Source organism: Saccharothrix mutabilis subsp. mutabilis (assembly GCF_039521145.1).
GTDB classification, from domain to species: Bacteria; Actinomycetota; Actinomycetes; order Mycobacteriales; family Pseudonocardiaceae; genus Actinosynnema; species Actinosynnema mutabilis.
On the sequence record NZ_BAAABU010000012.1, the window covers coordinates 1 to 24796 of the forward strand.

Consider the following 24796-nt stretch of genomic DNA (forward strand, 5'->3'; position numbering starts at 1 on the left):
CCACCCGATCACTCTAGCCTCAACGCCTCCGCCGCCCCTGGCCACAGTCGATACGTCGGACCTTCCGATCATCATGCCGCTTAAGTAAGCGGCATTGGCCCGAAGGGCTACCGCACTTTCCCGGGGTTGGGCCAAAAAGTTTTGCGAGGAACGAGCAAAAGTTTTTCGACCAACCCCGGGAAAGTGTGGTCGGCTGTGCCAGGTCATGCGGCGGGGGAACCGACGCTCTTCCCCCCACTGGAGGCCTCCCCAGCCGCTTTTGGCTTGAGAGCGCGCCAGCGCGTGGCTTGAGAGCGCGCAGCGCGTCTGTTCGAAAAGCTTGAAAAAGCTTGAAAAGATTAAAAGAGCCTCGCCGGCGGGCAGGCCGCCAAAGATGACACAAAAGCAAAGAAAGAGCGGGGGCTTCTTGCTTGTGTCATCTCCGTATGGCCTGGCGGAGCCAACCACAGATTTCCCCGGGTGCCGCTAAAATTTTTGCTCGTTCCTCACAAAAATTTCGGCTGCACCCGGGGAAATCTGTGGTAGCCCTTCGGGCAGGCCATACGGAGATGACACAAGCAAGAAGCCCGGGTTGGGTTGTGACCCGGCGGGGCCCGCGAACGGGGCGGGGCCCCGCGAACGGGGCGGAGCCCCGCAATGGGATGGGGCCCCGCCGGTCGGTGTCAGAGCTTGACCGGGTAGTGGGGCTCGGGCACGACGGGGCGGATTCGGCCCTCGATGAAGATGCCGTGCCAGATCATGAAGACCAGCAGTGCCCAGATGCGGCGGCTGTTGTCGGCCACGCCCGAGCGGTGTTCCTCGATGACGCGCAGCACCGCGTTCTTGTCGATGTACTGGTCGGTCTGGCTCTTGTGGACGTGGTCCACCGCCCAGTCGTGCATCTCGTCCTTCAGCCAGTGCCGGATCGGCACCGGGAAGCCCAGCTTGCGGCGGTTGAGCACGTGCGGCGGGACGATGTCGCGGATCGCCCGGCGCAGGGCGTGCTTCGTCGTCTCCTTCGTCAGCTTCAGCTCCGACGGGACCTGCGAGGCGATGCGGAAGACCTCCGGGTCCAGGAACGGCACCCGCAGTTCCAGGGAGTTGGCCATCGTCATCTTGTCGGCCTTGACCAGGATGTCGCCGCGCAGCCACGTGAACAGGTCCACGTGCTGCATGCGGGTCACCGGGTCCCAGCCCTGGCTCTCGCGGTACGGCTGGGCCGTCACGTCCTGGTGCGACACGTTCGGGTCATAAGACCGCAGCACCTGGCGGAGCTGGTCGTCCAGGAAGATGCGGGCGTTGCCGTAGTAGCGCTCCTCCAGGGTCAGCGCGCCCCGGCGCAGCAGGTCCTTGCCGCGCACGCCCTGGGGGATCTTGGTCGAGACCTTGCCCATGGCCTTGCGCAGGGCGCCCGGCACCTTCTCGAACGGGGCCAGCGACAGCGGCTCGCGGTAGATCGTGTAGCCGCCGAACAGCTCGTCCGCGCCCTCACCGGACAGGACGACCTTCACGTGCTCGCGCGCCTCGCGGGCGATGAACCACAGGGGGACCAGCGCCGGGTCGGCCACCGGGTCGTCCAGGTACCACGTGATGAGCGGCAGGGCGTCCATCATCTCCTGCGCCGTCACGGCCTTGACCACGTGCTTCACGCCGATCGCCGCCGCCGACTCGGCCGCCACGTCGATCTCCGAGTAACCCGCGCGCTCGAAGCCGGTGGTGAACGTGATGAGGTCCGGGTTGTGCTCCTTGGCCAGGGCCGCGACCACGGTCGAGTCGATGCCGCCGGAAAGGAACGAGCCGACCGTCACGTCCGCGCGCATGTGCTTGGCGACGGAGTCGCGCAGCGCCTCGGTGATCTCGTCGTAGAGCCGGTTCGCGTCGGCGTCGCCGTGCACCGCGCGGGGGCGGAACGTGGCCGGGAAGTACCGCTCGACCACCGGGCGGCCACCCGGCGTCACCGTGAACGACGTGCCCGACTCGACGCGGTGGATCTGGGTGTGCAGCGACTCCGGCTCGGGCACGTACTGCAGGATCAGGTAGTGCTGGAGGGCCTTGCGGTCCAGCTCGGGCCGGATGCCCAGGGTCCGGGTCAGCTCCAGCAGCGACTTCTTCTCGCTGGAGAACGCCACCCCGCCGGGGCCGGTCGCGTAGTACAGCGGCTTGATGCCGAACGGGTCGCGCGCGCCGAAGACCACCTTGCGCTGGTTGTCCCAGATCAGGAACGCGAACATGCCGCGCAGCTTCGCCACGGCCGCCGGTCCCCAGTGGTGGTAGGCCGCGACGATGGTCTCGGTGTCGCCGTCGGTGGCGAACGCCGTGCCGAACTCCTTGGTCAGCTCGGCGCGCAGCTCCAGGTAGTTGTAGATCTCGCCGTTGAAGTTGATGGTGTAGCGACCCGGCGCCTCCGGCGGGCCCCAGTGCAGGGGCTGGTGGGAGTGCTCGATGTCGATGATGGCGAGCCGGTTGAAGCCGAAGACGACCTCGCCGCCCTGCCAGGTGCCCGTCTCGTCAGGGCCGCGGTGGCGCTGGCAGCGCATCGCGTGCGCCACTGCCGAGCGCGCCTGCTCCGCTTCGTTCTCGCCAGGGCAAACCAGTCCAAGCAGGCCGCACACGCCGTCGCACCTTTCGTGGGGTGTGGAGAAGCTCCCAGTATGCCGGGGTGCCTTTGTGTGACCGAAACTGCACCGCTCGGAGGCTCCCCCCGAGGGGTGGGACCCACCGTGCTGAGCTACGCTCCCGCATGATCCGGCGAGGGTGCCGCAACACCCCTGCCTGTGTCTGATGCCGCTCCCTTTGGCGGCGGTGAGCTTTCAACGAGGAGGCGGCGAGCAGTGGGCCTGAAGGAGGGCACCAGGGCAGCGCGGCTGGCCAAGGTCGTCGGGCTGGTCGGCCTGGTCGGCGTCGGGGCCACGGGTTGCTCCACGGAAGAGGTGCTGCGCTTCGGCTGGCCGGTGGCCGTGACGCCGCAGGCGGAGCGGATGCGCGAGCTGTGGACCTGGTCGGTCATCGCCGCGCTCGCGGTCGGTGTGATCGTCTGGGGGCTGATCCTCTGGTCGGTGGCGTTCCACCGCAAGAAGAGCGAGGAGCTGCCCCGCCAGGTTGCCTACAACCTGCCGCTGGAGCTGGTGCTCATCGTCGTCCCGACGGTCATCGTCGCGGTGCTCTTCTACTTCACCGCGGTCACCCAGAACTACGTCACGAAGAAGTCCGACAGCCCGGACGTGACGGTCGACGTGATCGCGTTCCAGTGGAACTGGGAGTTCCGCTACCCGGACTACAAGACCGACCGCGACAACACCCCGGTGAGCACCGTCGGCACGTCCGGCGAGATCCCGCTGCTGGTGGTCCCGGCGGACCGGTCCATCCGGTTCAACCTGGAGTCCACCGACGTCATCCACTCGTTCTTCGTGCCGGAGTTCCACTTCAAGCGGGACGTCTTCCCGGACCCGAAGAAGAACAACCAGGACAACGCGTTCGAGATCACCAAGATCGACCGCCCGGGTTCGTTCGTGGGCCGCTGCGCCGAGCTGTGCGGCGTGTACCACGCGGTGATGAACTTCGAGGTCCGCGCCCTGGAACCGGCCCTGTTCGACCGCTACATGTCGTTGCGCGAGAAGAACAACCCGAAGACGGGTCAGCCCTACAGCGCCGCCGAGGCGCTGGCCGAGCTGAACTGCGGCGAGCTGTGCACGCCGTACGCGGTCACGACCAAGCCCTTCGACACCGACCGGACCGTCCGCGAGGCGTCCGGCGGCGGGAAGTAGGAGGACGCTGCGATGAAGGTCGAAGCCCGCATTTTTGACTTGGTGATGGCGTTCTCGTTCCTGATGGCCGTGGTGTACGGCTACTGGACGTGGGCCGACACGGGCGCCGTCGAGCCGACCGGCACGGTCGCGCTGGCGCTGTCCGGTGGCCTGGCGCTCATCGTCGGCACGTACTTCCGCTTCGTGGCGCGTCGCATCGAGGTGCGGCCGGAGGACAACGCGGACGCCGAGGTGTCCGACGGTGCCGGTGAGCTGGGCTTCTTCAGCCCGGGTTCGTACTGGCCGGTGGGCCTGGCGGCGGCGGCTGCCGTGTCCGGTGTGGCTGTCGCGTTCTGGCACGTGTGGCTGCTGGTGATCGGCATCGTGCTGGTGCTGATCATGGTGGGCGGCCTGGTCTTCGAGTACCACACCGGTCCGAACCACGACTGACCTGCGCTGACGCTGGAGAAGGGCCGTCTCCCGGGTTCGGGGGCGGCCCTTTTCGCGTTGCGGGGTGACGCTGCGTGGTCGGGTGCGCGGGTGCGCGCGGGTGCGCGGTTGCGCGGTTGCGCGCGGGTGCGCGGGTGGGGCAGTGGGGGACGGGCGGCGGGGTTCCCCGTCCGCCCGGGTTCCGTCTCGCGTCAGGCGGCGTCGAGGCCGGCTTCCTGGCTGGCGGACTTCTGGTAGCTGTCGACGTACTCCTGCTCCGACAGCTCCAGGATCCGGTACACGATCTCGTCGGTCACCGAGCGCAGCACCGGCAGCGACTCCTGCATCCCCGCGTACCGCGAGAAGTCGAGCGGCTCGCCGAAACGGATGGTCACCGGACGGATGCGAGGCAGTTTCGCGTCCACCGGCTGGACCTTGTCCGTCCCGATGATGCCCACCGGCACGACCGGGGCGCCGGACTCCAGGGCCATGCGCGCCACGCCGGTGCGGCCCCGGTGCAGGCGGCCGTCCAGGGAGCGCGTGCCCTCGGGGTAGATGGCGAAGGCGTCGCCACGGGCCAGGATCGCCGCCACGGTGTCCAGGGACGCCCGCGCCGCCCTACCGACACCCCGCTGTACCGGAACGTGCCCCAGCGAGCCGAAGAAGTACCGGGAAAGCCGTCCCTTGACGCCCTTGCCGACGAAGTACTGCGCCTTCGCCAGGAAGTACACCCGGCGCGGCACCACCATCGGGATCACGATGCTGTCGATGAACGACAGGTGGTTGGACGCCAGGATCACCGGCCCGTCCGCCGGGATGTTCTCCAGACCCTCGACCCGGGGCCGCCACACCAGCCTCGCCGTGGGCGCGACGACCCGCCTCATCACCGTGTAGAGCATGGGAACAGCATCCCCCGTCGAAGTTACCGCCGGGTCAAAAAGGTGGCTCAGAACTCAGGATTCCGCCAGTTGAGCCTTCAGCTCGGTCGACCGCGCCGCCCACCGCCGCAGCAGCTCGGCCGCCGCGCCGGAGTCCACCGCCGACGCCGCGCGCACCAGCCCTGCCCGCAGGTCCGCGTGCAGGTCGCCGCCGAACCCGGAGTGCGCCGCGACGGCGCCGGCCGCGTTGAGCAGCACCGCGTCCCGCACCGGCCCCGGCTTGCCACCCACCAGCTCGCGCACGACCTCGGCGTTGACCGCCGCGTCGCCGCCCTTCAGGTCCTCCGGGGTGGCCACCGCGATGCCCAGTTCCGACGGGTCGATCCGGTCCTCGCGCACCGCCCCGTCCGACACGACCCACACGGTCGTGGTGGTCGTGGTGGTGATCTCGTCCAGGCCGTCGTCGCCGCGCACGACCAGCGCCGTGCTGCCGCGCCGCGCGAACACGCCCGCCATCAGCGGGGCCGCCGCGGCCCGCGCGCAGCCGATCAGGCCGACCGCCGGCTGGGCCGGGTTGGTCAGCGGCCCGAGCAGGTTGAACGACGTCGGGATGCCCAGCTCGCGCCGGGGGCCCAGGGTGTGCCGGAACGCCGGGTGGAACACCGGCGCGAAGCAGAACCCGACCCCCAGCTCCTCGACGGTCGTCTGCACGCCCAGCGGCGGCAGGTCGATCGCCACGCCCAGGGCCTCCAGCACGTCCGCCGTGCCGCACTTGGACGACGCCGCCCGGTTGCCGTGCTTGACCACGGGCACGCCCGCGGCGGCGGCCACCAGGGTCGCCATGGTGGAGATGTTCACCGAGCCGGAGCTGTCGCCGCCCGTGCCGACGATGTCGGCCGCGCGCCCGTCGACGGTGAACCGGCGGGCGTGCTTGAGCATCGCCGCCGCCAGGCCGTCGACCTCCTCCGGCGTCTCGCCCTTGGCCCGCAGGGCCACCGCGAACGCGCCGATCTGGGCCGGGGTCGCCGCGCCGGACATGATCTGGTCCATCGCCCAGCCGGTGTCCTCCTCGCCGAGGTCGACCCGGTCGATGAGCCGGTTGAGCAGCAGCGGCCAGGTCCGGTCCCCCACCGGGGTCACCCCCGGACCGCGGGCACGCCCGTGGACCGCAGCACCTCGGCGACGGTCTCGGCGGCGGCCAGCGGGTCGAGCGGGTGGACGATGACGGCGTCCGCCTGCGACCACGTGGCCAGCCACCGGTCGTCCTTGCGGCGGACCGCGACGACGATCGGCGGGCAGTCGGTGATCTCGTTCTTGAGCTGGCGGGACAGGCCCATGCCGCCGGTCGGCTGCGCCTCGCCGTCCAGGATCGCCAGGTCGACGCCGCCGTTGTCCATCTCGTAGAGGACGTCGGCCACGCCGCCCGCCTCGACGTACTCCACGCGCGGCAGGTCGGGCGCGGGACGGCGGCCCACCGCGGTGATGATCGTCTCACGCACCTCGGGGCGGTGGCTGAACACCAGGATCCTGGTCGTCTGCGTGCTCATCTGCGCGATCCTCCGGCGGGTCGGGTGCCAGGTGGAAGGTGATGTTATCCGCCCCACTCAGGCGGACCCCTGCGGGACCTGGAGAGCGTCCCAACCGATCCAGTCGCCGCCCAGCCGCTGCGCCAGGCTCGCCATCCGCGACCGCTCCTGCGCGCACGACAGCGCGGTCAGCACCTGCACCCGCAGGGCGTGGGAAACCTCACCGGGAATCAACGCCCAGCCGTCCGGCGCGAGCAGCTCGCGGGCGCGTTCGACCTGGTCAGGGGGCAGGGTGAGGTGGTGGCGCAGCACCGCCGGGTCGGTCGTCCGGAGGTCGGGCGATCGGGCGAGCACGGCCGAGTCGGCCTCCGCGATGTCGAAGGCCTCGGCGACCACCACCAACCCGGGTGAATCGATCTCCAGTGCGGGTTCGCCCTTGCGGGACAGGCGATCACGCAACCGACCCAGCAACCCCATGGCGCCCCTCACCGACCGTGTGACCCAGATGACCACTGCTCTTGCCCCGGACCCGATGGGCGGGGCGAAAACCTGCAAGCAATAATGCGTCGTGTGACAACGGCAGCGCCCTCCATCGGCCCGCGCGTGCACTCGCTGAACCGCCCGAACATGGTCAGCGTGGGCACGATCGTCTGGCTGTCCAGTGAACTGATGTTCTTCGCCGGCCTCTTCGCCATGTTCTTCACGGTGAAGGCCCAGAACGAAGGACCGTGGCCCCCCGCGCCGACGCACCTCAACGTGCCGTACGCGCTGTTCTTCACGATCATCCTGGTGGCCTCGTCGTTCACCTGCCAGTGGGGCGTGTTCGCCGCCGAGCGCGGTGACGTGTTCGGGCTGCGCCGGTGGTACACCGTCACGCTGATCATGGGCGCGATCTTCGTGGCCGGTCAGGCCGGTGAGTACATCAACCTGGTCCACGAGGGCACCACGATCCCCGGCTCGGCGTACGGCACGGTCTTCTACCTGACGACCGGCTTCCACGGCCTCCACGTGATCGGCGGTCTGATCGCGTTCGGCTACCTGCTGGTCCGCACGAAGCTGAGCAAGTTCACCCCGGCCCAGGCGACCTCCGCGATCGTCGTGTCGTACTACTGGCACTTCGTGGACGTGGTCTGGATCGGCTTGTTCGCCGTCATCTACATCGTGCCCTGACCAGGCTCGCACCACCGACGAGCAGCACGAACCCCGAACTCACACCAGCAAGGGTTGCCGCACACATGACCACCAACACCACACGGGCCCGGAAGCGCGGCACCAAGCTGCGCCGGCGGATCTCGGGCCTCCTCGCCCTGGGCTTCGCGCTGCTGTCCGCGGGCTTCCTGTTCAGCGCGCTGGCACCGCAGCCGCAGACCGCGCAGGCGCAGGACGACCCGGCCCAGGTGCGGCTGGGCGAGCAGCTCTACAACAACACCTGCATCTCCTGCCACGGCAAGAACCTGGACGGCGTCGAGGACCGCGGCCCCAGCCTGATCGGCGTGGGCGAGGCGGCCGTGTACTTCCAGGTCTCCTCCGGGCGCATGCCGATGGCCCGCCAGGAGGCGCAGGCCCAGCGCAAGCCCGCCGTGTTCACGGCGGAGGAGATCGACGCCATCGGCGCGTTCATCCAGACCCGCGGCGGCGGCCCGGAGACCCCCGCGGAGCGCGGTGAGCAGCTGCGCGGCGAGAACTCCGCCCGCGGCGGCGAGCTGTTCCGGCTCAACTGCGCGGCGTGCCACAACTTCACCGGTCGCGGCGGGGCGCTGTCGTCCGGCAAGTTCGCACCCGTCCTGGACGGCGTGACCGAGGAGCAGCTCTACACGGCGATGCTCACCGGTCCGCAGAACATGCCGAAGTTCTCCGACCGGCAGCTCACGCCGGAGGAGAAGAAGGACATCATCGCGTACATCAAGTCGGTGACCGACGGGAACAACAACCCCGGCGGCGCCCCCCTCGGCGGCTTCGGGCCGGTTTCGGAGGGTCTGATCGCGTTCATCGTGGGTATCGCCGCCCTGATCGGCGTGACCCTCTGGATCGGAGCCAAGGCATGAGCGGCGAGAAGCCGAACGACCTGCCGAGCGAGGCGGAGCTCGCCGGCATGAGCAGGGACGAGCTGGTCAAGCTCGGCACGAAGCTGGACGGCGTCGAGCTGGTCCACTACGAGGACCGGTGGCCCGTCAAGGGCACCCGGGCCGAGCGCCGGGCCGAGCGGCTGGTCGCCCTGTGGTTCATCATCGCCGCGCTGGGCGGCCTGGCGTTCCTCGCCGCGTTCCTGTTCTGGCCGTGGCGCTACGAGGCCCCCAACACCGAGCACCACTTCCTGTACAGCCTCTACACGCCGGTCATCGGCCTGACCCTGGGCATCGCGATCCTGGGCCTGGGCGTCGGCGCGCTGCTCTACACGAAGAAGTTCATCCCCGAGGAGCTGGCGGTCCAGCAGCGCGGCGACGGCGGCTCGGCGGAGGCCGACAAGGCCACCATCGTCGCCCAGCTGGCCGACGTCGGCGAGCGCTCCACCCTCGGCCGCCGGTCGCTGATCAAGCGGACCGCGGGCCTGGGCGCGGGCGTCATGGGCCTGGGCGTGCTGGCGCTGCCGCTGGGCAGCCTCATCCGCAACCCGCACGCCGACAGCGAGACCAAGGAATCGCTGTGGCACACCGGCTGGAAGTCGGAGAACGGCGAGAAGGTCTACCTGCGCCGCCACACCGGCAACTTCCACGAGGTGGCCCTCATCCGGCCCGAGGACCTCGACGCCGGCGGTTTCGAAACGGTGTTCCCGTTCCGCGAGTCGGAGCGGAACGACGAGCACGCCCTGGTCGCGGCCCTGAAGCGGGCCGACAACCCGGTCATGCTGATCCGCCTGCGCCCGGGCCAGTCCGTGGTCAAGCGGGACGGCCAGGAGGACTTCAACTACGGGGACTTCTACGCGTACTCGAAGATCTGCACCCACCTGGGCTGCCCGACCTCGCTGTACGAGCAGCAGACCGGTCTGCTGCTGTGCCCGTGCCACCAGTCGCAGTTCGACGTCTTCCACTACGGCAAGCCCCGGTTCGGCCCGGCGACCCGTGCCCTGCCCCAGCTTCCGATCACGGTGGACGAGGACGGATACTTGATTGCCCGCAGCGACTTCACCGAGGCTGTGGGTCCGGCGTTCTGGGAGCGTAAGTCATGAGCGGCATCACCACGCCGACAAAGCGGCAGAACGCCGCCGCCCGCGTGGCGGGTGGTGCGGCGAAGTGGGCGGACGACCGGTACCACATGGCCAAGGGCCTGCGGCACCAGATGAACAAGGTCTTCCCGACGCACTGGTCGTTCCTGCTCGGCGAGATCGCGTTGTACAGCTTCATCGTCCTGCTGCTGTCGGGCACGTACCTGACGCTGTTCTTCGACCCCTCGATGGAGGAGGTCGTCTACCAGGGCGCGTTCGTCAACCTGCAGGGCATCGAGATGTCCCGGGCGTTCGAGTCGACCCTGGAGATCTCGTTCGAGGTCCGCGGCGGCCTGTTCGTGCGCCAGGTGCACCACTGGGCGGCGCTGCTGTTCATGGCCGCGATCGTCGTGCACATGTTCCGGATCTTCTTCACCGGCGCTTTCCGGCGTCCGCGTGAGGTCAACTGGGTCATCGGCATCCTGCTGTTCATGCTCGGCGCGATCGAGGGCTTCCTTGGCTACTCGCTGCCCGACGACCTGCTCTCCGGCACCGGCCTGCGGGTCATGGCGGCCCTGCTGATCTCGTTCCCGGTCATCGGCACCTGGCTGAACTGGCTGCTGTTCGGCGGCGAGTTCCCCGGCACCGAGGTCATCCCGAGGCTGTACTCGCTGCACATCCTGCTGATCCCGGCCATCATCCTGGCCCTGGTCGCGGTGCACCTGGGTCTGGTCTGGTACCAGAAGCACACCCAGTTCCCGGGGGTGGGCCGCAAGGAGACCAACGTCGTGGGCGTCCGGATCATGCCGGTGTTCGCGGCCAAGGGCGGCGGCTTCTTCGCCATCGTCGTCGCGGTCACCGCGATCATGGGCGGCATCTTCCAGATCAACCCGGTGTGGAACTTCGGCCCGTACAACCCGGCGCAGGTCTCGGCGGGTTCGCAGCCCGACTGGTACATGGGCTGGACCGACGGCCTGGTCCGCATCTGGCCGGCGTGGGAGCTCTACCTGGGCGACTACACGGTGCCCGCGCCGTTCTGGCCGTTCATGCTGGGCCTGCCGCTGCTGACCGGCATCGCGGCGGTGTACCCGTGGATCGAGCGCAAGATGACCAAGGACTACGCGCACCACAACCTGCTGCAGCGCCCGCGCGACGTGCCGGTCCGGACGTCGCTGGGCATGATGGCGATCTCGTACTTCATGGTGCTGCTGGTCATGGGCGCGAACGACATCTTCGCCTACCAGTTCGACATCTCGCTGAACGCGACGACGTGGATGGGCCGCATCGGCCTGCTGGTGATCCCGCCGATCACGTACTTCATCACCTACCGGATCTGCATCGGCTTGCAGCGCGGCGACCGGGAAGTGCTGGAGCACGGCGTGGAGACGGGCATCATCAAGCGCCTGCCGCACGGCGAGTTCATCGAGATCCACCAGCCCCTGGGCCCGGTCGACGACCACGGCCACCCGCTGGAACTGGCCTACCAGGGCGCTCCGGTGCCCAAGAAGATGAACAAGCTCGGCTCGGCCGGCCACCCGGTCCCGGGCAGCTTCCTCACCCCGGACTCGCCGGAGGAAACCGCGGCCCTGGCCCGGGCCCGCGGCGAGCACGGCGGCCCGAAGGACGCGCTGACGGCGGAGAACAAGCCGTCGGGCGAACTGGCCGGGAAGCCCTCCCAGCCGGAGGACTGAGCAGCACGCAGTGGAAGGCCCCGCACCACCCGGTGCGGGGCCTTCCGCTTTTAGCGCGCAGCGCCTGCTTTCCGGGCGCGCAGCGCCCCCGCTTTTCGGGCGCGCAGCGCCCCCGCTTTCCGGGCGCGCAGCGCCCCCGCTTTTGGGCTTTTCCGTCCTCCCCGTATGGCCTGCCCGAAGGGCTACCGCAGATTCGCCTGGGTGCAGCCGAAATTTTTGTGAGGGACGAGCAAAAATTTTAGCGGCACCCAGGCGAATCTGTGGTCGGCTCCGCCAGGCCATACGGGGAGGACGGAAAAGCCCCCTCTTTTGCTCTTCCTCCCCGGCGGCCTGCCCGCCGGCGAGGCTCTTTTATCTTTCAAGCGCTTCAAGCGATGCGCTGGCGCGCTCTCAAGCCACGCGCTGGCGCGCTCTCAAGATCAAAAGCTTAAAAGCGGCTGGGGAGGCCTCCAGTGGGGGGAAGGGCCTGCGTGTTCCCCACCGCATGACCTGGCGGAGCCGACCACAGATTGCCGGGGTCGGTCGAAAAACTTTTGCTCGTTCCTCGCAAAACTTTTTGGCCCGACCCCGGAAATCTGTGGTAGCCCTTCGGGCAGGTCATACGGTGGGGAACACGAAGGCCCCTTGTGGCTGGGAGCCCAAACCAAAAGCACGCCGCTGCGCGGCGGGGCCGCGCTTTGCGCGGAGTGGTGCGCGGCGGGGGTTGCTAGGCGTCTTCGAGACCGACTTCGAAAGCGGCCTCGGTGTCCCGCTTCGAATAAGACCGGAACGAGATGTGGGTGTCCGTGTTCAGCACGCCGGGGACCTTCGAGATGCGGCCCGGCACCAGGTCGGCCAGGTCCTCGTGCTTGGCGACCTTCACCAGGGCGATCAGGTCCACGTCGCCGGCGCACGAGTACACCTCCGTGACGCCCTCGATGTCGGCGATCGCCTGTGCCGCGTCCGGGATGGTCTCGGCGGCGGCCTGGATCAACACGATCGCGGTGATCACGGCGGTCCTCCTGGTCATGTCGACGGTGGTCCACATGCTAGTGGGCCGGGTCTCGGTAGAGATCTCGGCCGGCTTCCGCGCGTTCCACCCACGCGCGCCACGTCGCCGCCGCCTGGGCGGGGGACGACCAGGGCTGGTCGCAGTACACGAGCCGGGTGCCGGGGCGGTCCAGCCAGCGGAGGATGACGCCGGTTTCCTCCGGGGGCGCGCCGTGGAGGGGGCCTTCGCCGGGGACCACCGTCTCCGCCGCTGCCACCAGGGCGTCCACTACCGGCATCGGGCGGATGCCGCGCTTGGCCACGCCGGCGGATGCGAGCCTGCCGTGGCGGACCACCGCGAACTGCCAGCCGCCCTCGCCGTCCGGGCGCGCGGCCACCAGTTGGGGCAGAGCGGCCAGGCCGGCCAGGCGTTGGCCTCGGTCCAGGGCCCGGACCAGGCCTGCCAGGCGGTCGCGGTGGGTGGCGGCGTCCTCGAAGCGGTGGACGTCGGAGAGCACGTCCAGGTGGGTGGCCATCACCCGCAACGGGGCGGTGTCCCGGCCCGCGACCAGCGCGCGCAGGGCGGTCACGGCCGGGGTGTACTCGTCCACCGACTGGAGGCCGGCGCACGGGGCCTTGCAGCGACCCATCTCGAAGCGGGCGCACGGGGTGCCGGTCGGGCGGCGGGCGGAGATGCGTTGGGAGCACGAGCGCAGGGGGACCGCGTCCAGGAGGGCGTCCAGCGCCGTCTCGGCCTGCCGGCGGGAGCGGAACGGGCCGATCGCGCCCGCGCGCGGCGTGCGGACCAGGGACAGGCGGGGGAACGCCTCGTCGGTCAGGGTCAGCCACCACGAGCCGGCCTGGTTCTTGGACTTGCGGTTGTACGCCGGCTTGTACGCGGTGATCAGGCGCAGTTCGCGGACCTCCGCCTCCAGCGGGTGCGCGCACACGATCCCGTCCACCCGGACGGCCAGCGCCACCATCTCGCGCAGCCGCCGGCGGCCCTCGGAGGCGGTGAAGTACTGCCGGACCCGTCTTCGGAGGTCGGACGCGGTGCCGACGTAGAGGACCTCCTCGCTCGGCCCCCGGAACAGGTAGACGCCCGGTTCGGACGGCAGGTGCGCGGCCATGTGCCGCTTGCGCCGCTGCTCGGGCGTCACCTCGGGCAGGTAGGCGAGCAGTTCCTCCAGCGAGTGCACGCCGAGGTTGCCGACGCGCTCCAGCAGGTGGTGCAACACCTCGACGGTGGCCTGGGCGTCGGTCAGCGCCCGGTGGTTGGGGATCGTCGAGACGTTGAACAGCTGGGCCAGCGCGGAGAGCCGGCAGCTCGGGGCCTCGTCGCGGGACAGCACCCGCCGGGCGAGCTTCACCGTGCAGACCACGGTCGGCTTCGGCCACCGGTACCCGTGCCGCTCGCAGGCGGCCTTGATGAACCCGACGTCGAAGCCGGAGTTGTGGGCGACCAGCACCGCGCCGGCGGCGAACTCCAGGAACGCGGGCAGCACGGCCGCGAGGCGCGGCGCGCCGGTGACCATGATCTGGGTGATCCCGGTCAGGGCCACGACCTGCGGCGGGATACCACGTTCGGGATCGACCAGGGTGGAGAAGGTGCCGAGCACTTCGCCACCCCGCACCTTCACCGCGCCGATCTCGGTGACGGCGTCCTCGGTGTTGCTGCCCCCCGTGGTCTCCAGGTCGAACACCACGAAGGTGGTGTCGCGCAACGGGGTGCCCAACTCGTCGAACGAGAGCTGGGACGGGGCCGTGGTGGTCATCGGAAGGCACCCTAGCGGTGGGGACCGACAGAAAATGACCACTCGGCGGAGTCGCAGGTGAGACGCGGTCGGTGCGTGGTCGGGCGGGGCCATACCCTGTACGGGTGCAAGACCCGATAGCGCCCGCCGACGAGCCCGTCACCGGGGAGACCGGAGAGCCGGACGCGCCCGTCGAGTCCACTGTGGACTGGGGGGTGCTGCCGGAGCCGTTGCGCGCCCGGCTGGCGGAGCTCAGCGCCGACGCGCTCGGCGACCTGGCGAAGGTCGACGTGCCGCAGCAGCTGCGGGCGGTCGCGCGGTTCGCGCCGACCAAGCGGGCCCGGTTGGGGGCGGCGGTGCTGCTCAGCGGGCTGAAGAACTCGTCGACCTTCCGCGCCGCCGTCGTGGAGTGGTTGCAGCGCAACCGGCCGGCCGCGCTGGAGACCACCGCGCCGGACCCGGTCGCGGCGGGCGCGGCGGCGATCCTGCAGAACGAGGAGGTCGCGCCGCACTACGTCGAGCTGGTCACCCGCCGCGCCACCGAGGCGCACCTGCGGACCGAGCGCGACACCGCCGTGCAGCGCGCCGAACGGCTGGAGCAGGAGCTGGAGCGGCTCAAGGCCGAGCGCGCCGAGTCGACCGGGATCGCGGACAAGATCCGCGAGGAGGCCGACGTCGAGCTGGAACGGCTGCGCAAGCGCCTGCGCGAGCAGGGCGTGCGGCTGCGCGAGGCCAAGGACGCCGCCGAGGCGGCCAAGGCCCAGGCCGAACGGGTGCGCGCGGCGGCGGAGGACGAGGTGCGCAGGCTGGCCGCGGAACGGGACCGCGAACGCGAGCGCGCCGAGACCGAGCGGGCCAAGGCGCAGCGGGCCGAGGCCGACGCCGAGGTGGCCCGCCAGTCCGCCAAGGAGGCCCGCCAGGCCGACGAGGTCCGGCTGGCGCTGCTGGTGGACACCCTCGACGGCGCGGTCAACGGCCTGCGCCGGGAACTGGCGCTGGGCGGCGCGGGGCCGCGCCCGGCGGACCTGGTGCGGGGCGCGAGCGCGGCGCAGGGCGCGGTGGGCCGGGTGGAGGACCCGGCGGCGCTGGACCGGCTGCTGGCGCTGCCCGCCGTGCACCTGATCGTGGACGGCTACAACGTCACCAAGACCGGCTACCCGGAGCTGTCGCTGTCCGACCAGCGCGACCGGCTGGTGCACCAGCTCGCCGTCCTGGCCGCGCGCACCGGGGCCGAGGTGACGCTGGTGTTCGACGGCGCGGGCGTGGTGGCCGTGCCGACCAGCGCGCCGCGCGGGGTGCGGGTGCTGTTCAGCGACCCCGGCGTGCTGGCCGACGACGTGATCCGCGCGCTGGTGACGGCCGAGCCGGAGGGCCGTCCGGTGGTCGTGGTGACCTCCGACCGGGCGGTGGCGGACTCCGTCCGGCGGCGGGGCGCGCACCCCGTGCCCTCGGCGGTGCTGCTGGCCCGGTTGGGCCGGGTGTGACACGCGTCGTGTTTTTCACACCACGGGCGGTCACACCCCGAGGTCAACGGTGGGCCGTTCGGGGAAATCGGTCAAGGGGAACGGTTTTCCGGACCCCGTGGCTGGACGTGGGGCCTCACCTTTCGTAACCTGGCCGAGATCTCGCGGCGGGCAGCCGTCCAGCCTGGCCGGCGACGCGAGTTCACCGCCGAATCGGCCTGTCGGGGTGCCGAGCCGGTCCAAGCGAGTTCGGGACTGTCGGGTAGCCGCGCGTGCGCGCGCCCGTCCGGTAGGCGGTTGAAGACCCGTTAGGAGTGACACGCGACTGTGGCGTCGCAACGACTCAAGCGCGGTGTGCGCGGGGCGATCGCGGCCACGGCGGTGGCCGCCGCTGCGGTGGGCCTCACGGCACCCGTTCCCGCCGGTGCGCAGCCGAACACGGCTTCCGACGCGCTGAAGAAGTACAACGAGCTGGCCGAGGAGGCCACCAAGCTCAACGAGGAGCTGCTGCGGGCCGAGGAGACGCGCGAGAAGAACCAGGCCGCCCTCGACCAGGCCAACGCGCAGCTCGCGCAGGCCGCCGCGGCCGGTGACCAGGCCCGCAAGGACGAGGAGGCCTTCCGCGTCCAGGTCGACAAGCTGACCGAGGCGTCGTTCGAGGGCGCGCGGTTCAACCAGCTCTCGGCGTTGCTGGTCAGCGACTCGCAGCAGGACTTCCTCAACCGCATGTCGGCGCTGGGCGTGCTGGCGGCGGACAACAACGAGGCCCTGGGCAAGCTGTCCGGCGCGGTGCAGGCGGCCGAGCAGGCGCGCTCCAGCGCCGCCGACGCGCAGGCCAAGGCGCAGCACGCGACCGACGAGGCCGCGAAGATCGCCGAGGACGTCAAGAAGCGCCAGGAGGCGCTGGAGGGCCAGATCACCGAGGTCAAGGCCCAGCTCAACCGCTTGACCGCCCAGGAGAAGGGCGTGCTGCGCAACCCCGGCGACATGTCCAACATCGCCGTGCCCGCGGGCGCGGCCGGTCAGGCGCTGGCGTTCGCGCTGGAGCAGCGCGGCGACATGTACCGCTACGGCGCGACCGGCCCGGACCTGTGGGACTGCTCGGGCCTGACGTCCAAGGCGTACGCGTCGGCGGGCGTGACGATCCCGCGCACCTCCAACGGCCAGGCGGGCGCCGGCCGTCCGGTGAGCCGCGGCGAGGTCACCGCGGGCGACCTGATCGTCTACAACGGCGGCAACCACGTCGCCATGGCGGTGGACAACGCCCGCGTGGTGCACGCGTCCACCGACGGCGTGCCGGTGAAGATCGTGAACCTGGAGGACCCGGGCTCGATCTACGCCATGCGCCGCATCGCGGGCTGACAGGCGAGGCCGCGTCGGCTTGTCGCGGTGCCTTTCCCACCGATCAGCTCTTCCAATCGGCGGGAAAGGCACCGCGATGGGCCGACTTCCAGGCGGCCTCGCCGCGACGCCGGAGGCGGCGCTATGCACACAGTGGGGCGCTTTCGGGTGCTGTTGGCCATCGCGGTGGCGATGACCTTCCTGACCGGGCTCGGGCTGGCCGTGACCCCGGCGGAGACGCCCGCGCCGCCGGTTGCTGTCGCCGACCCGCGTGAGCAGGCCGTCCGCGACCTGCTGGAGCGGCGGGCGCGGGCCGTGCTGGAGCGGGACGAAGCCGCGTTCGCCGCCGACCTCGACCCGGAGGCCGACCCCGACTTCGCGCGCCGGCAGCGGGAGCTGTTCCGCAACCTCGCCGCCGTGCCGCTGGGGGAGTGGGAGTACCGGCTGGAGGGCGAGACGAACCTGGCCGGCATCACCCCGCCCGCCGCCGACCAGGTGTGGGCGCCGGACGTGCGGCTGGCCTACCGGCTGCGCGGCGTGGACGTCGTGCCCAGCACGCAGCCGATGGCCTACCTGTTCACCCGGCGCGGGGACCGGTGGTTCCTGCACTCCGACACCGCCCTGGAGCCGCTGGGCAAGCGCACCTGGCGCGGTCCGTGGGAATTCGGGCCGTGCCACGTGCTCACCGGCACCGGCGGGTTCGTGCTGAGCCACCCCGGCGGCGAGCCGCTGGCCGCGCGGGTGCTGGCCGAGCTGGACACCGCCGTGGACACGGTGACGCAGGTGTGGGGCCCGGCGTGGTCGCGGCAGGTGGCCGTGCTGATCCCGGGGGACGTCGAGGAGATGCGCGCCCTGGTCGGGCCGGGGTTCGCCGACGGGTCCATCGCCGGGGTGGCGGTGGCCGACCGGGTGGACGCCCAGACGCACACCGCGCAGGGCCAGCGGGTCGTGCTGAACCCGACGGGCGCGAGCGTGCTGTCCCCGTTGGCGCTGCGGGTGTTGCTGCGGCACGAGATCACGCACGTGGCCGCGCGCGGCGAGACCGTGGACGGCGCGCCCATGTGGCTGTTGGAGGGTTTCGCGGACTACGTGGGCTACCGGGGCAGCGACGTGCCGCCGCGCAAGGCCGCACCGGCGCTGGCCGCCCTGGTGCAGCGGGAGCTGCCGACCCGGCTGCCCGCCGACGCGGACTTCCGGGGGCCGGGCATGGAACTGGCCTACCAGCAGTCGTGGTCGCTGAACCTGTACCTGGCGCAGCGGTTGGGCGAGCCGGGCCTGGTCGAGCTGCACCGCCGCGTGGCCGGCGCGGGCCGGGTGTCGCCGGAACGCCTGGACGCCCTGGTGCTGGAGGCCACCGGCGAGGACGTGGCGGGCCTGGTGCGGGGCTGGCAGGCGTTCCTGCGCGCGGCCTTCCCGTAACCTGGGGCGGGTGCGTCGGACCCTGCTGGTGACCAATGACTTCCCGCCCCGGCCCGGAGGCATCCAGGCCTACCTGCACGCCCTGGCCACCCGCCTGCCGGACCTGGTGGTGTACGCGCCGTCGTGGGAGTCGCCGTCCGGTTCCCACCCGGAGTTCGACGCGGCCCAACCGTTCCCCGTGGTGCGCCACCCCGGGACCCTGATGCTGCCCACCCCGGACGTGCTCAAGCGGGCGTCGGACATCATGCGCGCGGAGCGGTGCGAGGCGGTGTGGTTCGGCGCGGCGGCGCCGTTGGCGCTGCTGACGCCGTGGCTGCGCAAGGCGGGCGCGGCGCGGGTCGTGGCGTCCACGCACGGCCACGAGGTGGGCTGGTCGATGCTGCCGGCCGCGCGGCAGTCGTTGCGCGCCATCGGTTCCTCGGTGGACGTGGTCACCTTCGTCAGCCGCTACACCAGGTCCCGCTTCGCGGCGGCGTTCGGCCCGATGGCGGCGCTGGAACACCTGCCGTCCGGTGTGGACACGTCGGTGTTCGCCCCGGACCCCGTGGCCCGGTTGGAGATCCGCGCCCGTTACGGGTTGGGCGACCGGCCGGTGGTCGTGTGCGTGTCCCGCCTGGTGCCGCGCAAGGGGCAGGACGTGCTGGTCCGGGCACTGCCCGAGATCCGGCGGCTCGCTCCGGACGCGGCGCTGCTGCTGGTGGGCGGCGGGCCGTACCGGAAGTCGTTGGAGCGCTTGGCGAGTTCGGTCGGGGTCGAGGAGCACGTGGTGTTCACGGGGTCGGTGCCGTGGGCCGAACTGCCGGCGCACTACAACGCCGGTGACGTCTTCGCCATGCCTTGCCGGACTCGGGGGCGCGGGTTGGACGTCGAGGGGTTGGGGATCGTCTACCTGGAGGCGTCGGCGACCGGGTTGCCCGTGGTGGCGGGGCAGTCGGGTGGGGCGCCGGAGACCGTGCGCGACGGGGTTACCGGGGCTGTGGTCGACGGGCGGGCGGTGTCCGTGGTGGCTGCTGAGGTGGGGCGGTTGCTGGCTGATCGGTCGTTGGCCGCGAAGATGGGTGAGGCGGGGCGGGAGTGGGTGACCCGGGAATGGCGTTGGGACGACCTCGCCTCCCGGTTGGCGGGCCTGATCGGCGGCTGACGCGTTTGGCGCGCGTTCAAGATCAAGAGCGAAGAGTGAAGAGCGGAGAGCTAAGAGCGAAGAGCTAAGAGCTGAAAAGCGGCGCTCGCCGCGCGGCAGGCCCCCGGGGGGTGGAAGGGCGTCGGTTCGTTCCCCGTACGGCCTGCCGGAGGCAACCACCCTTGGGTCTTGTTTGCAACCGGTGAAGCGTGGTTGCAAACAAGACCCAAGCGCGGTTGGGCTGCGCCCAGGCCGTACGGGGAACGAACCGAGGCCCTTCCTGTGCTTGGCAGCCCTTTGAAGTGCTTACCGCGGCTCGGTCAGGGGTGGGTGGTCAGGGTTAGGAGGGTGGTTGCCAGTTCGGTTCGGGCGGCTGCCTCGATGAGTTTCAGGCCGTGGGTGGTGGCCAGGGCTACCGCTCGGGTTGCCAGGGCCTTGGCTTCCACGGGTTCGCCGCGCAGGCGTCGGACGCCGGCCAGGCCGACCAGGGCGTTGGCCTCGCCGAAGCGGTAGCCGATGTGGCGGGCCTTGGTCAGGGCCTGTTGGTACTGCTCGTCCGCGGTGCGCAGGTCGTGCTTGGCCCGGCTGATCGCGCCCAGGACGACCAGGACGTTCGTGGTCGTGCGCTGGTCGCCGTCTTCGGCCAGTTCGGCGAGGGCGCGGTTGGCCAGGGTCAGGGCGGTGTCGGGTGCGCCCAGGTCCAGGTGGACCGCGGCCTGGTTCTCCAGGGCTCGGGCGGTCGCTTCGCGGAAGCCCGCCTCGGTGCTCAGGCGCAGGGCCTCGTCCAGGTGGGACAGGGCCTGGTCGAGGTTCCCGCGCAGTCGGTGCGTCAGGCCGAGCAGGGTCTCGGACGAGATCCGGCACGCCTGGTGGCCGCGTTCGGTGCTGATGGCCAGGGCCTCGGTCAGCAGGTCCTCCGCCTCGGCCAGTTCGCCCGTGTCGATCGCGAGCACGCCCAGGCCGGTCAGGACCGCCGCCTCGCTCTTCGGGCAGCCGGCCTCGCGGGTCAGGGCCAGGCACGTCTCCAGGTCGTTGCGGGCGCCCGCCAGGTCGCCGGCGTCCAGTCGCACCAGACCGAGGTTGCCGCGCACGCCCGCTTCCGAGATCGGGTCGCCCGCCGCCCGGTGCAGCTCCACCGCCCGCGTGTAGTGGGCGATCGAGGTGGGGAAGTCGCCCAGGCGCCAGTGCAGGGTGCCCAGGTTCTGGTGCATCGCGGCCTGGCCCGCCCGGTCGTGGTGGGCGGAGGCCGCGTCCAGGCCGTAGCGGGCGGCGGTGAGCCACTCCGTGACGTGCTTGCCGATCCACAGGTAGCCGCGCAGGCCGTCGGCCAGGCGCCAGGAGACGTCCGCGGGGCCCTGTTCGGCGGCGGAGCGGATGGCGGCGGTCAGGTTCGCGCGTTCCGCGTCCAGCCACGTCCTCGCCTGGGCGGCGGTCTCGATGCGGGGCAGGTGGACCGGGGTGTCGTCGGCCGGCGGGAGGCGCATGAGGTCCGGGTAGAGCAGTTCGGCGCAGTGGTCGACCGCCCGCACGTAGAACCGGAGCAGGCGTTCACGGGCCGCTCGGACGTCCTCGGCCGGGAGCGGGTGGCCGGTCAGGGCCTCGTGGCGGCGGTACCGGCCGGCGTGGGCCTGGACCAGGCGGGCGGCGGCGAGCTGGTTGAGCAGGGTGGCGGCGGCGTCCACCGGGAGGTCGGCGGCGTTCGCGACGGCCTCGGCGGTGGTGTCCGGGCCGGGGACGACGGCGAGCAGCCCGAACAGCCGGCGCGCGGCGGCGGGCAGGGCGTCCAGGGCGGCCTCGACCGGGTCGCGGTCGCCCAGGCGGGCCAGGAACCGGGGCGCGGGACCGGCCGCCGCCGCCACGCGCAGGGTCAGCGGCAGGCCGCCGCAGCGCTCGGCCAGCTCGCGCGCGGCCGGGCCCGTGTCGCCGAGCAGTTCCAGGGAGTCCTGCGGGGACATCACGTCGAGGGCCACGCGGCGGGCGCCGTCCACGGCGATCAGGCCGCGCAGGTCGTCGCGGCTGGTCACCAGCACCGGGCAGTCGGCCGTGCCGGGCAGCAACGGGCGGACCCGGTCGGGGGCGGCGGCGTCGTCGAGGACCAGCAGCACCCGGCGGCCGGCCAGCAGCGTGCGGAACAGGGTGCCCTGCTCGTCGGGGTCCACCGGGATCTGCTCGGGCGGCACGCCCAGGGCGCGCAGGAACCGGGTCAGCACGTCCGCCGTCGCCGGTCCCCGGCCGGACCCGCGCAGGTCCGCGTACAGCCGCCCGTCGGGGAACCGGTCGCGCAGCCGGTGCGCCACGTGCACCGCCAGCGCGGTCTTGCCGACGCCCGCCGGACCGGTCACCGCCACCACGGGCACCGCCGTGCCGGTCGGGGCGATCAGGTCGGTGACGCGGGCGACGGCGTCGGCGCGGCCGGCGAAGTCCGGCACGTCCGGCGGCAGCTGGTCGGGCACGTCCGGGTCGGCCGGCGTGCTCGGGGCGGCCAGCGCCGGGTCGCCGACCAGGATCGCCCGGTGCAGCGCGCGCAGCTCGGGACCGGGGTTGGGGGCCTGCCGGAACGCCTCCAGCGCCTCGGCCTGCCGGCTGCACCGGTAGAGCGCGGTCATCAGCTGCGCCCGGAACCGGTCGCGGTGCGGGTGGTCCGCGGTCAGCGCGCGCAGGGCCGGCACCAGGCGCTCGTGGTGGCCCAGCGCCAGTTCGACGTCGTTGCGACCTTCGTGGACGGTCAGCAGCCGCTCGGCGAGCCGGGTCGCCTCGTCGCGGCGCAGCGCCTCGGAGGGCACGTCGACCAGCGCCGGCCCGCGCCACAGGGCGAGCGCGTCGGCGTAGAGGTCGGCGGCGCGGGCGGCCTCACCGGCCAGCGCCGCGCGGCGCGCGAGGTCGGCCGCGGTGGTGAACCGGTGCACGTCGACCCGCTCCGGCGGCACCACCAGGCGGTAGCCGTCGGCGGTCGTGCGGATGAGCGAAGCGTCCCCCAGCAGTTGCCGCAGGCGCATGACGTAGGTCTGGAGGGTGCCCCGGGTCCGGGCCGGCGGGTCGTCGCCCCACAGGAACCCGACCAGCTCCGCGACGCCCACGACCCGACCCGCACGCAGCGACAACGCCGCGAGCAACGCCCGGTGCTTGCCGGCGCGCACCGGCACGGGTCGATCGCCGATGCGCACGTCGAGGGGGCCGAGCAGCCCGAACCACGGACCAGACCCGACAGCCATCCCGTCCGTTCCCCGCCCTCCGCGCGTGGCCGCTGACGGCACGAGTCATCGCCGCGTCAGCGAAACGACAGCGCGCTCCGGCAGTCTTGAGCACGTCCCGGTTGGGGGACCGGGACAACAGAACTTCTCGAATCCGCGCCAGCGGATAACGAACACTGGGGGTCGAGTGGCCCGCACCGGGCTCGGTGCGGGCCACTCGTCTGTTCCCGGGCCACTGTAGCGCCGATCACACCGCCACAGTCTCAATTGGCACAACTCCCGACCACGGTCCCGCCCACCTCGTGCAGTCGACGGGACCGGTGGGCCGGTCAGGCCGAGTAGATCGCTTCGATGTCCTGCTTGTACGTGCTGGCGACGACCGCGCGGCGCAGCTTCAGGCTCGGCGTCATCTCGCCGCCGGCCTCGGTGAAGTCCACCGGCAGGATGCGGAACTTCTTGATCGCCTCCGCCTTGGACACCGCCTGGTTGGCCTCGTCCACCGCGGCCTGGATCGTCCCGCGCAGCGTCTCGTCGTCGATCAGGTCCGCGACCGTGGCCGACGCCGGCTTGCCGTTCTGCTCCTTCCACGCCGGGAAGAACTCCGGGTCGATGGTGATCAGCGCGCCGATGAACGGCTGCGCGTCGCCGACGACCATGCACTGGCTGATCAGCGGGTGCGCCCGGAGGCGGTCCTCCAGCACGGCGGGGGAGACGTTCTTGCCGCCGGCCGTGACGATGATCTCCTTCTTCCGGCCGGTGATCTTCAGGTAGCCCTCGTCGTCCAGCTCGCCCAGGTCGCCGGTGTGGAACCAGCCGTCCTCCAGGGCCTCCGCGGTCGCGGTCTCGTTGTTCCAGTAGGACCGGAACACGATCTCGCCCTTGATCAGGATCTCGCCGTCCTCGCCGATGCGCACCGACGTGCCGGCGACCGGCCGGCCGACCGTGCCCACCCGGAACGCCGTCTCGGTGTTCACGCACGCCGCCGCGCTGGTCTCGGTCAGGCCGTAGCCCTCCAGCACCGGCACGCCGACGCCGCGGAAGAAGTGCGCCAGCCGCTCGCCCAGCGGCGCGCCGCCGGACACCGCCGCGATGCACCGGCCGCCCAGCGCCGCCTGGAGCTTGGAGTAGACGAGCTTGGAGAACAGCGCGTGCTTGACCTTCAGGCCCAGGCCCGCGCCGCCGCCCGACTGCGCCTGGCTGTAGGCGACGGCGGTCGCCTCGGCGGCGTCGAAGATCTTGCCCTTGCCGGCCGCGTGCGCCTTCTGCTTCGCGCCGTTGTAGACCTTCTCGAACACGCGCGGCACGGCCACCACGAAGGTCGGCCGGAACGACTGGAGGTCCTCGACCAGGTTCTTCACGTCCGCGGTGTGGCCCAGCGTCACGCGCGTGTAGACGCCGCACAGGGCGATCGCGCGGGCCAGGATGTGCGCCAGCGGCAGGAACACCAGCAGGGAGCTGCCGGCCTGCATGAGCTGCGGGAACGCCGCGATGTCGGCGCGCACCTCGGACAGCAGGTTGCGGTGGGTCAGCTCGCAGCCCTTGGGCTTGCCGGTGGTGCCGGAGGTGTAGACGATCGTCGCCGTGTCGTCCGCGCCGACCTCCTTGCGCCGCGCGCGGGCGTCGTCGTCGGTCACCGACGCGCCCAGGCCGGTCAGCTCGTCGATCGCGCCCGCCGAGTCCGCGTTCGGGCCGTCGACGGTCCACACGTTGCGCACCTCGGGCAGGCCCGCGACGACGGAGTCGACGGTCGCGCGGTGCGCCGGGGTCTCCACGATCACGGCCTTGGCCGCGGAGTCGGACAGGATCCACTCGACCTGCTCGGCCGAGGAGGTCTCGTAGATCGGCACGGTCACGCCGCCCGCCTGCCAGATGGCGAAGTCGAGCAGGGTCCACTCGTAGCGGGTCTTCGACATCAGACCCACCCGCTCGCCGGGCTGGAGGCCCGCCGCGATCAGGCCCTTCGCGACCGCCAGCACCTGGGCGGCGAAGTCGCGGGCGGTCACGTCCACCCAGGTCCCGTCGACGCGGCGGCGGAAACTGACGGCGTTGCCGAAGCGCTCCGCGTTGGCCCACACCATGTCGGTGAGGTTCTCCTCGGCGGCCACGGTCGCTGTGGCCGGGACGCTGAACTCGCGCACGTCAACCTCCGGA

The 24796-nt window shown here is 71.4% G+C and carries 19 protein-coding genes; 10 read left to right on the forward strand and 9 right to left on the reverse strand.

Translation table 11 applies throughout. From position 1 onward, the window contains the following. Positions 1 to 662: 662 nt before the first annotated feature. A complete protein-coding gene (asnB, locus tag ABD126_RS23815) occupies positions 663 to 2591 on the reverse strand; it encodes an asparagine synthase (glutamine-hydrolyzing) (RefSeq protein WP_343936107.1) in 1929 nt (642 codons plus the stop codon). Positions 2592 to 2810: 219 nt separating this feature from the next. Between asnB and ctaC the strand changes: the two genes are divergently transcribed. Both ctaC and ABD126_RS23825 read left to right on the forward strand, forming a co-directional pair. Next, positions 2811 to 3743, forward strand: a complete 933-nt coding sequence (ctaC, locus tag ABD126_RS23820; protein WP_343936108.1) for an aa3-type cytochrome oxidase subunit II — start codon at positions 2811 to 2813, stop codon at positions 3741 to 3743. 12 nt (positions 3744 to 3755) lie between these two features. Beyond that, entirely contained in the window at positions 3756 to 4172 is a 417-nt protein-coding gene (locus ABD126_RS23825) for a cytochrome c oxidase subunit 4 (protein WP_343936109.1), read from the forward strand. Between the two features lie 191 nt (positions 4173 to 4363). Here the strand turns inward: ABD126_RS23825 and ABD126_RS23830 are convergent, their stop codons facing one another. Genes ABD126_RS23830 through ABD126_RS23845 form a run of 4 tightly spaced genes read right to left on the reverse strand, consistent with a single transcriptional unit; the run spans position 4364 to position 7032 of the window. Beyond that, a complete protein-coding gene (locus tag ABD126_RS23830; RefSeq protein WP_343936110.1) occupies positions 4364 to 5050 on the reverse strand; it encodes a lysophospholipid acyltransferase family protein in 687 nt (228 codons plus the stop codon). 54 nt (positions 5051 to 5104) lie between these two features. Beyond that, complete coding sequence (gene trpD / locus ABD126_RS23835; protein WP_343936111.1) at positions 5105 to 6160, reverse strand: anthranilate phosphoribosyltransferase; 1056 nt, start codon at positions 6158 to 6160, stop codon at positions 5105 to 5107. Positions 6161 to 6165: 5 nt separating this feature from the next. Further along, entirely contained in the window at positions 6166 to 6576 is a 411-nt protein-coding gene (locus ABD126_RS23840) for an amidohydrolase family protein (RefSeq protein WP_343936112.1), read from the reverse strand. A 57-nt stretch (positions 6577 to 6633) separates the two neighbouring features. After that, the gene (locus tag ABD126_RS23845; protein ID WP_343936113.1) at positions 6634 to 7032 is read right to left on the reverse strand and encodes a hypothetical protein; all 399 of its coding nucleotides are present in this window, start codon (positions 7030 to 7032) and stop codon (positions 6634 to 6636) included. 84 nt (positions 7033 to 7116) lie between these two features. Here ABD126_RS23845 and ctaE point away from each other — a divergent pair, with 84 nt between their 5' ends. The 4 genes from ctaE (at position 7117) to qcrB (ending at position 11388) form a co-directional block, all read left to right on the forward strand. Further along, positions 7117 to 7725, forward strand: coding sequence for an aa3-type cytochrome oxidase subunit III (gene ctaE / locus ABD126_RS23850; protein ID WP_343936114.1), 609 nt, complete (start codon positions 7117 to 7119; stop codon positions 7723 to 7725). Positions 7726 to 7790: 65 nt separating this feature from the next. Continuing rightward, positions 7791 to 8600 (forward strand): cytochrome bc1 complex diheme cytochrome c subunit, encoded by an 810-nt coding sequence (gene qcrC / locus ABD126_RS23855; protein WP_343936115.1) that lies wholly within the window; start codon positions 7791 to 7793, stop codon positions 8598 to 8600. Further along, entirely contained in the window at positions 8597 to 9721 is a 1125-nt protein-coding gene (gene qcrA, locus ABD126_RS23860; protein ID WP_343936116.1) for a cytochrome bc1 complex Rieske iron-sulfur subunit, read from the forward strand. Before qcrC ends, qcrA begins: the two co-directional genes overlap by 4 nt. After that, positions 9718 to 11388: a cytochrome bc1 complex cytochrome b subunit gene (gene qcrB, locus ABD126_RS23865; RefSeq protein ID WP_343936117.1), complete on the forward strand. Its 1671-nt coding sequence runs from the start codon at positions 9718 to 9720 to the stop codon at positions 11386 to 11388. Before qcrA ends, qcrB begins: the two co-directional genes overlap by 4 nt. Before the next feature lie 706 nt (positions 11389 to 12094). On the opposite strand, the gene ABD126_RS23870 is transcribed toward qcrB, so the two are convergent. Together ABD126_RS23870 and ABD126_RS23875 are read right to left on the reverse strand one after the other, a co-directional pair. After that, a complete protein-coding gene (locus ABD126_RS23870; protein ID WP_309112925.1) occupies positions 12095 to 12379 on the reverse strand; it encodes an Lrp/AsnC family transcriptional regulator in 285 nt (94 codons plus the stop codon). Between the two features lie 37 nt (positions 12380 to 12416). Next, entirely contained in the window at positions 12417 to 14132 is a 1716-nt protein-coding gene (locus tag ABD126_RS23875) for a DEDD exonuclease domain-containing protein (RefSeq protein WP_343936118.1), read from the reverse strand. 104 nt (positions 14133 to 14236) lie between these two features. Between ABD126_RS23875 and ABD126_RS23880 the strand changes: the two genes are divergently transcribed. The 4 genes from ABD126_RS23880 (at position 14237) to ABD126_RS23895 (ending at position 19475) form a co-directional block, all read left to right on the forward strand. Further along, positions 14237 to 15595 carry an NYN domain-containing protein gene (locus ABD126_RS23880; protein WP_425542869.1) on the forward strand — a complete coding sequence of 453 codons (1359 nt, stop codon included), beginning with the start codon at positions 14237 to 14239 and terminating at the stop codon, positions 15593 to 15595. Between the two features lie 306 nt (positions 15596 to 15901). Continuing rightward, positions 15902 to 16936 carry a C40 family peptidase gene (locus ABD126_RS23885; protein WP_343936119.1) on the forward strand — a complete coding sequence of 345 codons (1035 nt, stop codon included), beginning with the start codon at positions 15902 to 15904 and terminating at the stop codon, positions 16934 to 16936. A gap of 147 nt (positions 16937 to 17083) precedes the next feature. Continuing rightward, positions 17084 to 18334: a hypothetical protein gene (locus ABD126_RS23890; protein ID WP_343936120.1), complete on the forward strand. Its 1251-nt coding sequence runs from the start codon at positions 17084 to 17086 to the stop codon at positions 18332 to 18334. A 10-nt stretch (positions 18335 to 18344) separates the two neighbouring features. Further along, positions 18345 to 19475, forward strand: coding sequence for a glycosyltransferase family 4 protein (locus ABD126_RS23895; RefSeq protein ID WP_343936121.1), 1131 nt, complete (start codon positions 18345 to 18347; stop codon positions 19473 to 19475). Positions 19476 to 19774: 299 nt separating this feature from the next. Here the strand turns inward: ABD126_RS23895 and ABD126_RS23900 are convergent, their stop codons facing one another. Both ABD126_RS23900 and ABD126_RS23905 read right to left on the reverse strand, forming a co-directional pair. Beyond that, positions 19775 to 22666, reverse strand: coding sequence for an AfsR/SARP family transcriptional regulator (locus ABD126_RS23900; RefSeq protein ID WP_343936122.1), 2892 nt, complete (start codon positions 22664 to 22666; stop codon positions 19775 to 19777). A 308-nt stretch (positions 22667 to 22974) separates the two neighbouring features. After that, positions 22975 to 24783 carry an AMP-dependent synthetase/ligase gene (locus tag ABD126_RS23905; RefSeq protein WP_343936123.1) on the reverse strand — a complete coding sequence of 603 codons (1809 nt, stop codon included), beginning with the start codon at positions 24781 to 24783 and terminating at the stop codon, positions 22975 to 22977. Positions 24784 to 24796 lie beyond the last annotated feature (13 nt).

Bases quoted from the DNA above. Each gene is read 5' to 3' on its own strand.
- ABD126_RS23825 (WP_343936109.1), top strand. From the start codon at position 3,756: ATGAAGGTCGAAGCCCGCATTTTTGACTTGGTGATGGCGTTCTCGTTC.
- ABD126_RS23830 (WP_343936110.1), bottom strand. From the start codon at position 5,050: ATGCTCTACACGGTGATGAGGCGGGTCGTCGCGCCCACGGCGAGGCTG.
- ABD126_RS23840 (WP_343936112.1), bottom strand. From the start codon at position 6,576: ATGAGCACGCAGACGACCAGGATCCTGGTGTTCAGCCACCGCCCCGAG.
- ABD126_RS23845 (WP_343936113.1), bottom strand. From the start codon at position 7,032: ATGGGGTTGCTGGGTCGGTTGCGTGATCGCCTGTCCCGCAAGGGCGAA.
- ctaE (WP_343936114.1), top strand. From the start codon at position 7,117: ATGCGTCGTGTGACAACGGCAGCGCCCTCCATCGGCCCGCGCGTGCAC.
- qcrC (WP_343936115.1), top strand. From the start codon at position 7,791: ATGACCACCAACACCACACGGGCCCGGAAGCGCGGCACCAAGCTGCGC.
- qcrA (WP_343936116.1), top strand. From the start codon at position 8,597: ATGAGCGGCGAGAAGCCGAACGACCTGCCGAGCGAGGCGGAGCTCGCC.
- qcrB (WP_343936117.1), top strand. From the start codon at position 9,718: ATGAGCGGCATCACCACGCCGACAAAGCGGCAGAACGCCGCCGCCCGC.
- ABD126_RS23875 (WP_343936118.1), bottom strand. From the start codon at position 14,132: ATGACCACCACGGCCCCGTCCCAGCTCTCGTTCGACGAGTTGGGCACC.
- ABD126_RS23900 (WP_343936122.1), bottom strand. From the start codon at position 22,666: ATGGCTGTCGGGTCTGGTCCGTGGTTCGGGCTGCTCGGCCCCCTCGAC.